The sequence below is a fragment of the Pseudomonas sp. CH235 genome (assembly GCF_004368175.1).
GTDB lineage: Bacteria > Pseudomonadota > Gammaproteobacteria > Pseudomonadales > Pseudomonadaceae > Aquipseudomonas > Aquipseudomonas paraglycinae.
The window spans coordinates 56384-70775 of sequence record NZ_RRZJ01000015.1; the positions used below are offsets into that span (position 1 = coordinate 56384).

Annotated in this window: 12 protein-coding genes; 7 read left to right on the forward strand and 5 right to left on the reverse strand. The window is 62.7% G+C overall.

The genetic code is table 11. The annotated features are described in order from the left end of the window. Nucleotide 1 precedes the first annotated feature (1 nt). The 3 genes from EIY71_RS16985 to EIY71_RS16995 form a co-directional block, all read right to left on the reverse strand. The gene (locus EIY71_RS16985) at nt 2-2635 is read right to left on the reverse strand and encodes an excinuclease ABC subunit UvrA (protein WP_134022392.1); all 2634 of its coding nucleotides are present in this window, start codon (nt 2633-2635) and stop codon (nt 2-4) included. Between the two features lie 28 nt (nt 2636-2663). Continuing rightward, nucleotides 2664-4775, reverse strand: a complete 2112-nt coding sequence (locus EIY71_RS16990) for a PAS domain-containing sensor histidine kinase (RefSeq protein WP_134022394.1) — start codon at nt 4773-4775, stop codon at nt 2664-2666. 132 nt (nt 4776-4907) lie between these two features. Next, complete coding sequence (locus EIY71_RS16995; RefSeq protein WP_085745466.1) at nt 4908-5597, reverse strand: GntR family transcriptional regulator; 690 nt, start codon at nt 5595-5597, stop codon at nt 4908-4910. Nucleotides 5598-5737: 140 nt separating this feature from the next. Between EIY71_RS16995 and EIY71_RS17000 the strand changes: the two genes are divergently transcribed. From EIY71_RS17000 to EIY71_RS17030, 7 genes are all read left to right on the forward strand, one after another. Further along, nucleotides 5738-6823, forward strand: a complete 1086-nt coding sequence (locus tag EIY71_RS17000) for an ABC transporter ATP-binding protein (protein WP_085603189.1) — start codon at nt 5738-5740, stop codon at nt 6821-6823. A 1-nt stretch (nt 6824) separates the two neighbouring features. Then, nucleotides 6825-7742 (forward strand): ABC transporter permease, encoded by a 918-nt coding sequence (locus EIY71_RS17005; RefSeq protein WP_007959454.1) that lies wholly within the window; start codon nt 6825-6827, stop codon nt 7740-7742. Next, complete coding sequence (locus EIY71_RS17010) at nt 7739-8527, forward strand: ABC transporter permease (RefSeq protein WP_064597101.1); 789 nt, start codon at nt 7739-7741, stop codon at nt 8525-8527. Before EIY71_RS17005 ends, EIY71_RS17010 begins: the two co-directional genes overlap by 4 nt. A gap of 18 nt (nt 8528-8545) precedes the next feature. Then, nucleotides 8546-9598 carry an extracellular solute-binding protein gene (locus EIY71_RS17015; RefSeq protein WP_134022396.1) on the forward strand — a complete coding sequence of 351 codons (1053 nt, stop codon included), beginning with the start codon at nt 8546-8548 and terminating at the stop codon, nt 9596-9598. Between the two features lie 259 nt (nt 9599-9857). Next, complete coding sequence (locus EIY71_RS17020; protein ID WP_134022398.1) at nt 9858-11054, forward strand: amidohydrolase family protein; 1197 nt, start codon at nt 9858-9860, stop codon at nt 11052-11054. Then, complete coding sequence (locus tag EIY71_RS17025; RefSeq protein ID WP_134022400.1) at nt 11051-12538, forward strand: amidohydrolase family protein; 1488 nt, start codon at nt 11051-11053, stop codon at nt 12536-12538. The genes EIY71_RS17020 and EIY71_RS17025 overlap by 4 nt, the downstream gene beginning before the upstream one ends. Before the next feature lie 11 nt (nt 12539-12549). Then, nucleotides 12550-13209 (forward strand): flavin reductase family protein, encoded by a 660-nt coding sequence (locus tag EIY71_RS17030; RefSeq protein WP_085745460.1) that lies wholly within the window; start codon nt 12550-12552, stop codon nt 13207-13209. A 149-nt stretch (nt 13210-13358) separates the two neighbouring features. On the opposite strand, the gene EIY71_RS17035 is transcribed toward EIY71_RS17030, so the two are convergent. Together EIY71_RS17035 and EIY71_RS17040 are read right to left on the reverse strand one after the other, a co-directional pair. Next, complete coding sequence (locus tag EIY71_RS17035) at nt 13359-14018, reverse strand: DUF799 domain-containing protein (RefSeq protein WP_007959444.1); 660 nt, start codon at nt 14016-14018, stop codon at nt 13359-13361. Next, on the reverse strand, nt 14015-14377 hold the full coding sequence (locus EIY71_RS17040) for a DUF4810 domain-containing protein (protein WP_007959442.1): 363 nt from the start codon (nt 14375-14377) through the stop codon (nt 14015-14017). Before EIY71_RS17040 ends, EIY71_RS17035 begins: the two co-directional genes overlap by 4 nt. Nucleotides 14378-14392 lie beyond the last annotated feature (15 nt).

The following is a 14392-nucleotide window of genomic DNA, read 5'->3' on the forward strand; positions in this document are numbered from 1 at the left end:
GTTATCGGTTCAAGGCACGGGCAAGAAACGGCGCAGTCCGGCTCTTCTTGCTCGCCGCCACTTTCTGCGGCGTCCCGGCCACGACGATCTTGCCGCCCTGATCCCCCGCACCCGGGCCGATGTCGATCACCCAGTCACTCTGCGCCACCACGCGCATTTCATGCTCGACCACGATCACCGTGTGCCCCGCCGTCACCAGCGCATCCAGCTGCTCCAGCAAGCGGTCAACGTCGCGCGGGTGCAACCCGGTGGTCGGTTCATCCAGCACATACAACGTCGCGCCACGCTGGTTGCGTTGCAGCTCGGTGGCCAGCTTGATCCGTTGGGCTTCGCCGCCGGACAGTTCGGTAGCCGGTTGACCGAGGCGCAGATAACCGAGTCCGATATCACGCAGCACCTCCAGCGAACGGCGGATCGCCGGTTGCTCGGCAAACACCATCACTGCTTCGTCCACCGTAAGCTGCAGCACCTGCGCGATGCTCAAGCCCTGCCAAAGGATGGCCAGGGTCTCCGGGTTGTAACGCGCGCCATGGCAGGTCGGGCACGGCGCATAAACGCTGGGCATGAACAACAACTCGACACTGACAAACCCCTCGCCTTCGCAGGTCGGGCAGCGACCCTTGGCGACGTTGAAGGAAAACTGCCCGGCGTCGTAACCCGCCGCTTTCGCCTCGTCGGTCGCGGCGAACAACTTGCGCACGTTGTCGAACAGCCCGGTGTAGGTCGCCAGATTCGAACGCGGGGTGCGGCCGATGGGTTTCTGATCAACCTGCACCAGACGCTTGATCGACTCCAGCCCGGCGCTGACCTGGCCGGTACTGGCAGTCGGGGTATCGTCTTCCAGGTTGAGCTCTTCCGGCTCGGCGTCACTGACGCTGCGCCCGAGCTGCGCGCCGACCAGTTCCAGCAGCGCCTGGCTGACCAGGCTCGACTTGCCGGAACCGGAGACGCCGGTGACCGAGGTGAAACAGCCCAGCGGAAATTCGGCGCTGAGGTTATTCAGGTTGTTGCGGGTGACGCCGTCGAGCTTCAGCCAGCCCGATGGTTTGCGCGCAGTGCGGGTCGAACGTTGCTGTTCGGCGAACAGATAGGCGCGGGTCTGCGAGTCCTCGATCGCGGCCAGCCCCGGCGGCGGGCCGCTGTAGAGAATCTGCCCGCCCTTTTCACCGGCCGCCGGGCCGACGTCGATCAGCCAGTCGGCGCGGCGCATGGTGTCCAGATCGTGCTCGACCACAAACACGCTGTTGCCGTCGGCCTTCAGACGCTGCAACGCTTCGAACAGGGCCTCGCCGTCGGCCGGGTGCAGGCCGGCGGAAGGTTCGTCGAGCACGTAGATCACACCGAACAATTGCGAGCCCAGTTGGGTGGCCAGCCGCAGTCGCTGCAACTCGCCAGACGACAGGGTCGGCGTGCTGCGCTCCAGCGCCAGATATCCGAGCCCGAGATCGGTCAGGGTGCTGACCCGCTCCAGCAAGTCCTCGGCAATGCGCTGCGCGGCCAGGCGTTTTTCCAGTGAGAGGTTCGGCGTATGGCGCACGTCCGGCGCGTTGGCGTGGCCGCTGGCGCCATGGGCCACGCGCTGCTGCCGGGCTTCGCGGGTCTGGCTGTGGGACAGGGTTTCGCCGGTTTCATCGGCGTGTTCCAGCCAGCTCGGGTCCGCCACCGGTTTCAAGACTTCGGCGACTTGCAGCAGCGGCATGCGCGACAACTCGCCGATGTCATGCCCGGCAAACGTCACCGACAGCGCCTCGCGCTTGAGGCGCTTGCCATCGCACAACGGGCACAGGCTGCCGAGCATGAATTGCGACACGCGCTTCTTCATCAGCGCACTTTGCGAATGGGTGAAGGTGTGCAGGATGTAGCGCCGGGCGCCGGTGAAGGTGCCTTGATAACTCGGCTCCATGTTGCGCTTGAGGGCGACGCGGGTCTCTTCCGGCGTCAGCCCGGCGTACACCGGAACGGTCGGTGTTTCCTCGGTGAAGAGGATCCAGTCACGCTGTTTTTTCGGCAGCTTGCGCCAGGGAATATCGACGTCGATGCCCATGGTCACCAGGATGTCGCGCAGGTTCTGTCCCTGCCAGGCCAGCGGCCAGGACGCCACAGCACGCTGGCGGATGGTCAGATTTGGATCGGGCACCATCAGCGCTTCGGTGACTTCGTACACCCGCCCCAATCCATGGCACTCCGGGCAGGCGCCTTGTGGTGTGTTCGGCGAGAAATCCTCGGCGTAGAGCATCGGCTGCCCCGGCGGATAGCTGCCGGCGCGCGAGTACAGCATGCGGATCAGGCTCGACAGCGTGGTCACGCTGCCCACCGACGAGCGCGTGCTCGGCGTGCCGCGCTGTTGCTGCAGGGCCACGGCTGGCGGCAGGCCTTCGATGGAATCGACGTCCGGCACGCCGACCTGATCGATCAGCCGCCGCGCATAGGGCGCCACCGATTCGAAATAGCGCCGCTGCGCTTCGGCATACAGCGTTGAAAACGCCAGCGACGACTTGCCCGAGCCCGACACCCCGGTGAACACCACCAGTGCATCGCGAGGAATGTCGACGTCCACGTTCTTCAGATTGTGTTCACGAGCACCGCGCACGCGAACCATGCCGGCGGCAGAACTGGAATTGCGTCTGGAAGTCATCGGCCAGCCTTGGTCAGGGGATTGGAGCTCAGGTGCTGAGCACGGAACGGATCATCTGCAGCAGTGCTTCGGGGCCATAGGGTTTGCCGAGCAAATGGGTGTCGGGGCTGAGCTGGTGGTTGCGCGAGATGATGTCGCGGGTGTGCCCCGAGGTGAACAGCACGGCCACCGGCGGCACTTGCACCTTGGCCCACGCCGCCAGATCGGAGCTCTTGATAAGACCGGGCATGACCACGTCGGTGAAGATCAGGTCGACCCGGGCGCCTTCCATCAACATTTGCATGGCCGCATCGCCGTTGCCGGCAATCAGCACACGGTAGCCCTCTTCGCGCAGCAACTCGACGGCCGAGGTGCGCACCGCTTCGTTGTCCTCGACCACCAGGATCGTCTCGTGACCACCCGTTTGCTGATGATTGACGCTCGGCGAGTCATCGAGCACGGGGCGCAGGCTGCGCGGGAAATACAACTGCACTCGCGTGCCCTGGCCCACCTGGCTGTCGATCTCGACATGCCCGCCGCTCTGTTTGACGAAGCCGAACACCATGCTCAAGCCGAGGCCCGTGCCCTGGCCGTCGGCCTTGGTGGTGAAGAACGGTTCGAACACCTGCTCCAGTATGTGCGGGGCAATGCCGACGCCGCTGTCACTGACCGAAACCCGGACGAAATCCCCCGGCACGATGCCCTTGCCCGAGCAGAACGCCCGATCCAGTGAGAGATTCGAGGCACCGAGCACAATCGTGCCCTCGCCCTTCATGGCATCCCGGGCATTGATCGCCAGATTGAGAATCGCGTTTTCCAGTTGATTGCGGTCGACGTTGATGTGCCACGGATCTTCCGGCAGCTGCACGTCGATCTGAATGGTTTCGCCCAGGGCTCGTTGCAGCAACTCGCCGACGCCTTCGAAGATCTGCCGGGGATTGCACACCGCCGGCGACAGCGGCTGACGCCGGGCAAACGCGAGCAGTTGCGAGGACAGCTTGGCGCCACGTTCCACCGCTGCCAGCGAGGCGCTGACCCGGCGCTGGACGTTGGCGTTGTTCGGTTCATGTCGCGCCAGCAGGTGCAGGTTGCCGGCGATCACTTGCAGCAGGTTGTTGAAGTCGTGAGCCACGCCGCCGGTGAGGCCGCCGATGGATTCGAGTTTCTGCGACTGGCGCAGTTGCTCTTCGGCGGAGAGACGCGCGCCGACTTCATCAGCCACCCGTTGTTCGAGATTGCGGGTGAATTTGAGCAGGGACTCTTCGGCGATCTTGCGCTCGTGGATGTCGATCAGCACGCCGGGAAAACGGAACGGCTGGCCCTGCTCGTCGAACTCGCAGCAACCGCTGGCCAGCACCCAGAGGAAACTGCCATCAGCGCGTATCACGCGGTATTCGGCGTTGTACGGCTCGCCGGTGCGCACCGCATTCTCGACGCATTCCTGCACCCAACTGCGGTCGTCGGGATGAATGTGCGCCTCGGTAATGTGCTGCGGCAGGTTGGTCAGGTCCTGATCCGGCGGAAAGGAAAATGTGCGGGCAAATCGCTCATCGGCCGACAGCACATTGTTTCTGACGTCCCAGACAAACGAGCCAAGCAGTGCCCCGGCATTCAGCGCCAGGCGCACCCGTTCGTTATCGGCGCGATAAGCGTCTTCGGCGGCCTGACGCAAGCGTTCGGACAGCACCAGTTCAGTGGTTTCCACCACCATCGCCATGACGCCCGAAGGCACACCGGCATCGTTGGCCACCGGGCTGTAATACAAATCGAGCCAGACATCCTCGGGTACGCCATCGCGCAGCAACACCAGGACCTTGTTGCGATATTCCAGGGTGCCGCCGGCCAGACAGGTGTCGACCACATGCCGGTTGAAATCGGCCACCTCCGGCCAGCCCAGTTCCACCGGCGATCCGAGCAGGTAGGGATGTCGTCCGCCGGCGAATCGGGAATAGGCGTCGTTGTAGATCATGTAACCGGCATGGCCCCAGAGCATGACCATCGGCAGCGGCGAAGCCAGCATCAGCTGGACCGTGCTGCACAGGCTGGCCGGCCAGGTTTCGAGCGGGCCCAGATCAGTCCTGCTCCAGTCAAACGCACGAATGCGCCCGGCCATCTCGCCTTGCCAGCCGTCACACCCATGGCTATCGGATAAAAACTGCATCAGCTGCTTCAACGCCTTGTAGTGGGTCCGGTTCTATCGCCGCGCGTTCAAACGCCACGCCCGTCTGTTTCGAGCGCGCCGGGCAGCGATGGTTTCATTAGAGGTATAGCCGATTTCACCTGGGCTCGATGCTCAGACCTCGATCAGGTGCTTGAGCGGATGGTAGCCGCTCTTCATCTTCGCAGCGACGTCGAGGATCGCCTTCTGGATGCCGTCCAGGTGCATGCAGGTCAGCTCGATCGCGGCGTTCTGATTGCCGGCCTCGATGTACTCGATCAGCCGCAAGTGTTCGTCGTCGCGACAGGCCTCGTGGCTGTCGTCATCCAGCGCGGCGGCGTACAGCGAGGCGCGGGAAATCAGCTTCTGGAACCAGTCGAGCAACACCGGGTTGTTCAGACTGCGGGCCAGTTTGATGTGGAACTCGCCGAGCAGGTGAATCAGCCGCCCGTGATCGCCGGCTTCGTGGGCCTCGTCTTCCAGCAGCAAGTGATCGCGCAGGTCCAGCATCACCGCAGAGTCCTTTCGCCGGCACAACTCAGTGACGATGCCGATCTCGATCAGGCGCCGGGTTTCGAACAGCGAACGGATCTCTTCATCGCTGGGCAACGACACCGACGCACCTTTATTGGGCTCGGTGGTGACCAGTCCGTCGGCCTCCAGTTGCTTGAGCGCGGCACGAACCGACGTGCGGCTGACATTGAACAACTCCGCCAGCGACGCCTCGCCCAGCTTCATACCCGGACGCAGCGAACGCTTGCTGATCGCCTCGTAAACCCCTTGGTAGACGCGGTCGACCGTGGTTTCCGTTTTTTTCTCGGTCATTCAAAAACTCCTTCAATGCTGGCAACGCTGCCCGACGAACGACTCAGTCAGGGAAATGGGGGGTTGCGCAAGCAGATTAATCCGGGTATTTCTAAATTGCATTCAGATATTGCATACAATAATTAGAGGATTGCACCATTATGGGTCAGCCAATAGCCATTGAAGTGCGTAATGTATCCAAGCGGTATTCTGATGATCCTGGCCTGGCGCCAGCCCTCGATAACGTGTCGGTGAACATCGCCGACAACGAGTTCTTCACCCTCCTCGGCCCCTCGGGCTGCGGCAAGACCACCCTGCTGCGCACCATTGCCGGTTTCGAACACGTCAGCGACGGCGAGATCCGTCTGGCGGGCGAAACGGTCAATCACCTGCCGCCGTTCAAGCGTCGGGTCAACACGGTGTTCCAGAGTTACGCGCTGTTTCCGCACATGAGTGTCGCGCAGAATATCGCCTTCGGCCTCGAGATGCAGGGTCTTGATCGCAAGACGATTCCGGGACGGGTCGACGAAATGCTCGCGCTGGTGCAGATGGAGCACCTGGCCGGGCGCAAACCGGCGGAATTATCCGGCGGCCAGCAGCAACGCGTGGCTCTGGCCCGGGCCCTGGCGCCGAAGCCGAAAGTGCTGTTGCTCGACGAGCCGCTGTCGGCGCTGGACCTGAAGCTGCGCAAGGAAATGCAGGTCGAACTCAAGCGCGTGCAGCAGGAAGCCGGAATCACCTTCATCTTCGTCACCCATGATCAGGAAGAAGCCCTGACCCTGTCCGACCGGATCGCGGTGATGTCCGCCGGCAAGATCCTGCAGATCGGCACCCCGACCGACATCTATGAACGACCGCAGCACCGCTTCGTCGCCCAGTTCATCGGCGACATCAATTTCCTCCCCGGCCAGCTCAAGCGCGGTGAACACAACGAAAACATTTTCGTGCCGAACGGCATGCCGGTGGAAATCCCTTGTCCGCCCCAAGGCGTCAGCGGCAGCAGCGTGCAACTGGCGTTTCGGCCCGAGCGCTCGCAACTGGTCGCGGCGGATCAGCCGCATCATCTGCGCGGCGTGATCGAGGCGGTGCTGTATGTCGGCACCGCGACGCTGTACCAGTGCCGCTTGAACAACGACATCAAAGTCATGCTGCGGGAAAACAACGAAGGGCTGAACCGTGGTCGTGCAGTCGGCGAGCGCGTGGCGGTGCATTTACCGCCCCAGGCCTGCCTGTTGATGGAGGCCTGAGATGAGCGTCAGCAGCACTTCCCCCTCCCTCAACCGCGCGCTGTTGCTCAGCCCGGTGGTGTTGACCCTGCTCGCCCTGATCGCCATTCCGCTGGGGATCATGGGTTACATCAGCCTGCTGCCGCGCAACACCTACGGCGGCGTTGACTGGCAGGCCCAATGGCAACTGCAGAGTTACGTGCAGCTGTTTTTCCAGGAAGGTTTCGACGGCGAACTGGAGCTGAACTGGGTCTACGCCCAGGCGCTGTTGCGCTCGGTGTTCCAGGCCGGCGGCACCACGGTGCTGTGCTTTCTGTTCGGATTTCCGGTGGCGCTGTGGATGTCGAGCCTGACTCCGCGCCGACGCAATCTGATGGTGTTGCTCATCACCATTCCGTTCTGGACCAACCTGCTGATCCGCAACTACGCGTGGCTGATCATCCTGCGCGAACAGGGCTGGGTCGCCCAGAGCCTCAACGCGCTGTTTCCGAGCGCCGGTGGCATCACCCTGCTCTACAACGACTTCGCGGTCAGCGTCGGTCTGGTCTACAGCTTTCTGCCGTTCATGATCCTGCCGATCTACTCGACCCTGGAAAAACTCGACTGGCGTCTGGTGGAAGCCGCCTATGACCTGGGCGCCAACCGCTGGCATGCGCTGCGCCGGATCATCCTGCCGCTGTCAATGCCCGGGGTGATTGCCGGCGCGTTGCTGGTGTTCGTGCCGAGCCTCGGCGCCTTCATCACCCCGGCGATCCTTGGCGGCGGCAAGACCCTGATGATCGGCAACCTGATCCAGCAGCAATTCGGCACCGCGCGCAACTGGCCGCTGGGCAGTTCGCTGTCGTTCCTGTTGCTGGGGATTCTGCTGTTGTCGCTGGTGCTCTACGCCCTCTACAGCCGCAGCGCGGCGAAAACCCTGAACCGGGGAGCGAAAGCATGATCTCTCTGCACCTGAAAAAACTCCCGGCGACCCGGGAAATCAGCCTGCTGATTCTCGCCTACCTGTACGTGCCGATCCTGGTGTTGATCGCCTACAGCTTCAACGCCAACCGCTCGGCGACGGTGTGGACCGAGTTCTCGTTCGCCTGGTACGGGCGGATCCTGGCCAACCCGTCGATTCAGACCGCGGCGCTGAACTCAATCATCGTTGCCACCATCGCCACCGTGTGCGCCACGGCGATTGCACTGCTGGCGGCGCTGGCGACTTACCGGCCGTTCTACGGACAGAAAATGGTCGAAGGCGGGATCAACCTGCCGTTGATCCTGCCGGAGATCGTCACCGCCGTGGCCACCCTGCTGCTGTTCATGGCGCTGGGGATCAAGCTCGGGCTGATGACGGTGATCGTCGCGCACATCGGCTTCTGCATTCCGTTCGCCTACCTGCCGATCCGCGCACGGCTCAACGATCTGGACAAGAGCCTGCTGGAGGCCGCCAACGATCTGTACGCCAACCCGTGGCAGGTGTTCCGCCGCGTGACCTTGCCGCTGCTGTGGCCGGCGGTGTTGTCCGGTTCGGTGCTGGCGTTCGTGGTCAGCCTCGACGATTTCATCATGACCTTCTTCGTCGCCGGGCCCGGTTCGACCACGTTGCCGGTGTACATCTTCTCGGCGATCAAGGCCGGCGTGACGCCCGAGATCAACGCGATCTCGACGCTGATGCTGGTGATTTCCATCGTGCTCGTGGTGCTGGCCTTCTGGCTTGGCCAACGCGGCAAACAACAATAAACCTGGAGCGCTCTGTTCATGAAAACCAAAAGCATGCGTTTGGCTATTTCCGGTCTGGCCCTGAGTTGTTTCACCGCGTTCAGCGCCCACGCGGCCGAGCCCAAGCAATTGTTCTTCTACAACTGGACCGATTACTACCCGGTGGACCTGCTGGCCAAGTTCGAAAAGGAGACAGGGATCAAGGTCACCATGGACGGCTATGACAGCAACGAAACCCTGCTCGCCAAGTTGCAGGCCGGCGGCGCGGCGTATGACGTGATCGTGCCGTCGCAGTCGATCATGCAGACGCTGATCAAGCAGGATCTGCTGCTGGAAATCGACGCCCCGAGCCTGAACAACTTCCAGTACGTCAAAGGCCCGTTCCGCGATCCGAGCTTCGACCCGGGCCGCAAGTTTTCGGCGCCGTATCTGTGGGGCACCACCGGGTTTTCCTATGACAGCGCCCGGGTGCCGGGCGGCAAGCTCGATGATTCGTGGAAAGAATTCTTCGAACCGCGCAAGGAACTGCAAGGCCAGCTCGCCGCCCTCGACACTTCCAGCAGCGTGATCAACGCCGCCAGCCATTACCTGAACGTCGACGAATGCACGGAAAACCCGCAGGACGCCAAACGCATCCTCGAACTGCTGCAAAAGCAGAAACCGTTTTTGAAGATGTACAGCTCCGACAACACCGTCGACCGCATGGCCTCGGGCGAAGTGATCATGATGCAGAACTGGAACGGCTCGACAGCCCGCGCCACGTTGCAGAAGAGCACGATCAAATACGTGTACCCGAAAGAAGGCCTGGCAATGTTCCAGGACAACTTCGCCGTACCGAAAAGCGCGCCGCATCCGGGCAACGCGAAGATCTTTATCGACTGGATGATGAAACCCGAGAACGCAGCGGCCGTGTCCAACGCGATCGCCTATGCCAACGGGATTCAGAGCGATCAGTTGATGGATGCGAAATGGAAGGTCATGGACGCGATCAACATGCCCGAGGAATACGCCTCGCGGCTGCGGCCGGAGAAGGAATGCAGCAACAAGGCGCGGGAGCTGCAGGATCGGATCTGGTCGAAGCTTAAGGGTTGATCGTGGATCGCTGGTTTTATCTGAGCGCGCGACTCCCAGATCGACTTGAAAGCCCCCTCACCCTAGCCCTCTCCCGGAGGGAGAGGGGACTGACCGAGTTGTCTTGCGCTGTCCGCCGACCTGAAAGACCTGGTCGATTATGGATTCAGAGCCGTTCATTCAGGTCGGCGTAGCTCTTCAATATCCTTCATTCGGTCCCCTCTCCCTCAGGGAGAGGGCTAGGGTGAGGGAAAAAATTTCAAAGAACACCGAGGTTCCCATGTCCCACCCCCGCTGGCTCAGAAACATCCGCCCCTACGGCGCCCCCGCCGAAGACCTGCTGATCGAAAACGGCAAGTTCACCCGACGCCGCCCGGCCTCCAGCACCCCGCTGGCCGCCACCGACATCGACGGCCAGAACCAGCTCCTGACCGCGCCGCTGGTGGAAAGCCACGTCCACCTCGACAAGACCCTGTACGGCCAACCCTGGCGCCCGAACAGCGCCGGCCCGACGCTCAAGGACTACATCAGCAACGAGCGCCGCGTCCTGCGTGAAGTCAAAGCGCCGATCGCCGAACGCGCCGGCGCGCTGCTGGAAAACTGCATCGCCCGGGGTTCGCTGACCATGCGTTGCCACGTCGACATCGACCCGGAATTCGGCCTGCGCCACGTCGAGGCCATGCAACAACTGCGCGAAACCTACAACGACCTGATCGACCTGCAACTGGTGGTGTTCCCGCAAACCGGCCTGATCAGCCGCCCCGGCACCGCCGAACTGATGCGCGAAGCCATGGCCCTGGGCGTGGAAAACGTCGGCGGGCTCGACCCGTGCGGCATCGACAACGACCCGATCGCGCAGCTGGATTTCGTGTTCAAACTGGCAAGCGAATTCCAGCGTGGCGTCGACATTCACCTGCACGACAAAGGAGAACTGGGCCTGTGGCAGATCGCCCGGATCGCCGATTACACCGAGCGTTTCAACCTGCAGAACCGGGTGATGATCAGCCACGCCTATTGCCTCGGCATGCTGCCGTGGAGCCAGGTCAAACCTGTTGCCGAACGCCTCGCGGCGCTGGGGATTTCGCTGATGAGTTCGGCACCGGCCGATTGCGCGGTTCCGCCGTTTATGGCGTTGCGTGAGGCCGAGGTCAACGTTTGTCTGGGCTCCGACGGCATTCGTGATGCGTGGTCGCCGATGGGCAACGGCGACATGCTGGAACGGGCGATGCTGCTGGCGTTCCGTTTCGACCTGGGCAAGGACGATGAACTGGCGGCGGCGTTCGACGCCGCGACTGTGAACGGTGCGCGCGCATTGGGGATCGAGGATTACGGCTTCGCCATCGGCAAGCCTGCGGATTTTCTGCTGATGCCGGTCGAAACCCTCGGTGAAGCCGTGGTTTCGCGCCCTGTGCGCCAGGTCTATCGCGGCGGCGAACTGATCGCCAGCGGCGGTCGTCTGCTGGGCAGCCGTCTGTGAAACGGATCGGCCTGAAGGCCGGTTGCGTGGTCGGCTTCGACGGCACGCAGCATGTGCTGTGGCGTGACGGTGAAGTGGTATTCAGCGGATCGCGTATCGAATTTGTCGGGCGCGGATACCAAGGGCCGGTGGATCAGTGGATCGACTACGGCAATGCGCTGATCGGCCCCGGTTTCATCGACCTGGATGCCCTCGGCGATCTCGACTCCACGGTACTGACCCTGGACAACGGCGACGAGCGCGCGATGGGCCGGATGTGGTCGGCGGAGTATCTGGCGGCCGGCCCGCGTGAGTCGTTCAGCCCCGAAGAAGAAGTCTTCAAATACCGCTACGCCTTCACCCAGCTGATCCGCAACGGCATCACCACGGCGATGCCGATTACCTCGATGTACTACCGCGAATGGGCGGAGACCTACGACGAGTTCGCCGCTGTGGCCGATGTGGCGGGCGAGCTGGGCCTGCGCACGTACCTCGGCCCCTGCTACATGAGCGGCATGAGTTACTGGCGCGCCGACGGCACCCTCGCCCACCACTGGGATGAGGCTCGAGGCTTGGCCGGGCTGGACGCGGCCGAACGGTTTTTCAAGGATTTTGATGGTGCCCACGCCGGGTTGATTCGCGGTGCGCTGCTGCCGGATCGCATTCAGACCTGCACCCCGGCGCTGCTTCAGCGCACGTCCGCCTTGAGCCGCGAGCTGAACGCGCCGATGCGTCTGCATTGCTGTCAGGCGCTGGGTGAGGTGGCGATGGTCGAACAGTTGCGCGGCACCACGCCGCTGGGCTGGTTGCAGCAGCTGGACTTGCTCAACCCGCGCAGCCTGTTGCCCCACGGCATCTACACCTCGGGCGATGACGATCTGCAACGGGTCATCGACGGCGGCGCCAGTCTGGTGCACTGCCCACTGGTGTTCGCCCGCGATGGCGAAGCACTGAATTCGTTCGGCCGCTATGGCGCCAAGGGCATCAATTTCGCCCTCGGCACCGACACCTGGCCGGCGGATTTGCTGGCCAACATGCGCCACGGTCTGAACATTGCCCGGTTGATGGAGGGCGGCTCGGCACTGACCAGCAGCCTCGATCTGTACAACGCCGCGACCCTCGGCGGCGCCAAGGCGTTGGGCCGCGACGACCTCGGTCGCCTGGCCCCCGGCGCCAAAGCGGATATCACCGTTTTCAACCTGCGCGGTCTGCACCTGGGCCCACTGTTCGATCCACTGAAAAACCTGCTGCTGGCCGGGCGCGGCGACGACTGCATCGCCAGTTACATCGACGGTCGCTGCGTGATGCACGACGGTCAGGTCAACGGCGTCGACTACCCCACTCTGCAACGCCAGGCCCAGCGCCAATACGAAAAACTGATGCGCAGCCACAGCGACCGGGCCTTTGGCCGACCGGACTGGAAAACCCTGTTCCAGCCGGCCATTCCGTTCGCCGACGACTACAGCGCCGAAGCGCCGTTGAGCGCCATCGATCCACTTCTTTAGAGAACACTGCCATGCACAGCTTCGACTTCAGCCAACTGAGTCCACGGGAAAAATACAAGATTCTGATCGGCAGCGTGGTCCCGCGCCCGATTGCACTGGTCACCACCATCGACGCCGAAGGCCGGGTCAACGCCGCGCCGTTCAGCTTCTTCAATGCGCTGTCGGCGGACCCGCCCATTCTCGCGCTCGGCGTCGAGAACTACGGCGACCAGAGCCCCAAAGACACCACGCGCAATATCCAGATGAATCAGGAATTCACCGTCAACATCGTCAGCGATGCATTGGTGGAAGCCATGAACGTCTGCGCCGTGCCGTTCGCGCCGGGCTTCGATGAGTTGACCGCAGCGGGTCTGACAGCGATTCCCGGCACCTCGGTCAAATGCCCACGAATCGGCGAAGCACCCGTGGCGCTGGAATGTCGGCGGATGATGGCGCTGAACATCGGTCAGTCACGGGAGATCATTTTTGGCGAGGTGTTGATGGCGCATGTGCGCGACGAGTTGATCGACCCGAAAACCCTGTACATCGATCAATTGGGGCTGGATGCGATCGGGCGCATGGGCGGCCATGGTTATGCGCGGACCCGGGATTACTTCGATTTGCCGACCCGCTCGTTGCAAGCGTGGACAGAGGCACCGGGGGGCGGCGAGCGGTTCTGGCCCGCCAAATAAAAAAACGGCCCACCGAGGTGGGCCGCCGTGCTGATCGTTCCCACGCTCCGCGTGGGAATGCATACCGTGACGCTCTGCGTCACAGTGGACGCGGAGCGTCCATGGCGGCATTCCCACGCAGAGCGTGGAAACGATCAGCAGCCTGGGTTTCAGTCAGTGCCGTACTTCGGCGACCGTGGCCCGTACAGCAGGCCCGCCGGATGACCGGCCGACAGCAGTCGATTGCTGGCCACACCGGCAATCGGGTAGCCGGCATCGGTGGAGCTGTTGATGATCTGCTTCACCGCCGCGGTGATCAGCATGCCGATCAGCCCGCCGGCATTGCTGTTGTTGCCTTCCTCGCTCGACGCCCGGGCCGCACCGGTCCACAGGGTGACGCCGGTTTTCAGGTCGACCAGCTTGGCGCTGGCGGTGACGGCAGTTTCGCTGCTAATCACCATGTAGCGCGTGCCGTATTCGCTGACGGTGATGTACAGCGCCGCGTCGGCACCGAAGATTTCCTGCAGCTTGTTGGCCGGCGCCGCATGGATGTCATCCGGCGTGGTCAGGCCGTTCTGGCGGAACGTTTCGTCGACCAACGTGATCGGCAGCACGTAGTAACCGGCTTCAGCCAGCGGGAACGTCACTTGCGACAACAGGCTGTAAGACGCCTTGACGTCCGGCGAGGTGTTCAGCGGCGGCAGCACCAGAATGGATTTCGGCCGCGCTTGCTTGTACGCCGAATAGTCCACGGTCTTCGGTGCAACGCAGCCACCGAGAACGGTCAGCGCCAGGCCTGCGGCCAGCAGTTTCAAGGCACGGGAGATCATTGGGCATCTCCGGTCTTGGCGTTTTTAAGCAGAAAATCCATGTAGGTGCCGGACTCGGGGAACAGGGTCTTCTCGGTGCGCAGCTGCTGCACCATCTGATCGTCCTTGCCCATGCTCAGGTACAGCAGACCGAGATGAGCGTGGTAACCCGGCGGTACCGGCTTGCCGCTGGCGCGGATCTTTTGCAGATCGGCTTCCAGCGCTTCGGCCTGGGCTTCTTTCGGCGTTTCGCTTTTGAAGTATTCGTAGACTTGTGGCTGGTAGCCTTCCCACTGGTACAGGGTTTGCGGGCTGCTGCAACCGGCCAGCAAGGCGCCAGCAGTCAGGGCCATCAGCGACCGGGACAGGGACAGATTCATGGTGTGTTGCTCCTT

Bases quoted from the DNA above. Each gene is read 5' to 3' on its own strand.
- EIY71_RS17010 (WP_064597101.1), top strand. From the start codon at position 7,739: ATGATCTCTCTGCACCTGAAAAAACTCCCGGCGACCCGGGAAATCAGC.
- EIY71_RS17040 (WP_007959442.1), bottom strand. From the start codon at position 14,377: ATGAATCTGTCCCTGTCCCGGTCGCTGATGGCCCTGACTGCTGGCGCC.
- EIY71_RS17015 (WP_134022396.1), top strand. From the start codon at position 8,546: ATGAAAACCAAAAGCATGCGTTTGGCTATTTCCGGTCTGGCCCTGAGT.
- EIY71_RS16985 (WP_134022392.1), bottom strand. From the start codon at position 2,635: ATGACTTCCAGACGCAATTCCAGTTCTGCCGCCGGCATGGTTCGCGTG.
- EIY71_RS16995 (WP_085745466.1), bottom strand. From the start codon at position 5,597: ATGACCGAGAAAAAAACGGAAACCACGGTCGACCGCGTCTACCAAGGG.
- EIY71_RS17020 (WP_134022398.1), top strand. From the start codon at position 9,858: ATGTCCCACCCCCGCTGGCTCAGAAACATCCGCCCCTACGGCGCCCCC.
- EIY71_RS17005 (WP_007959454.1), top strand. From the start codon at position 6,825: ATGAGCGTCAGCAGCACTTCCCCCTCCCTCAACCGCGCGCTGTTGCTC.
- EIY71_RS17000 (WP_085603189.1), top strand. From the start codon at position 5,738: ATGGGTCAGCCAATAGCCATTGAAGTGCGTAATGTATCCAAGCGGTAT.
- EIY71_RS17035 (WP_007959444.1), bottom strand. From the start codon at position 14,018: ATGATCTCCCGTGCCTTGAAACTGCTGGCCGCAGGCCTGGCGCTGACC.
- EIY71_RS17030 (WP_085745460.1), top strand. From the start codon at position 12,550: ATGCACAGCTTCGACTTCAGCCAACTGAGTCCACGGGAAAAATACAAG.
- EIY71_RS16990 (WP_134022394.1), bottom strand. From the start codon at position 4,775: ATGCAGTTTTTATCCGATAGCCATGGGTGTGACGGCTGGCAAGGCGAG.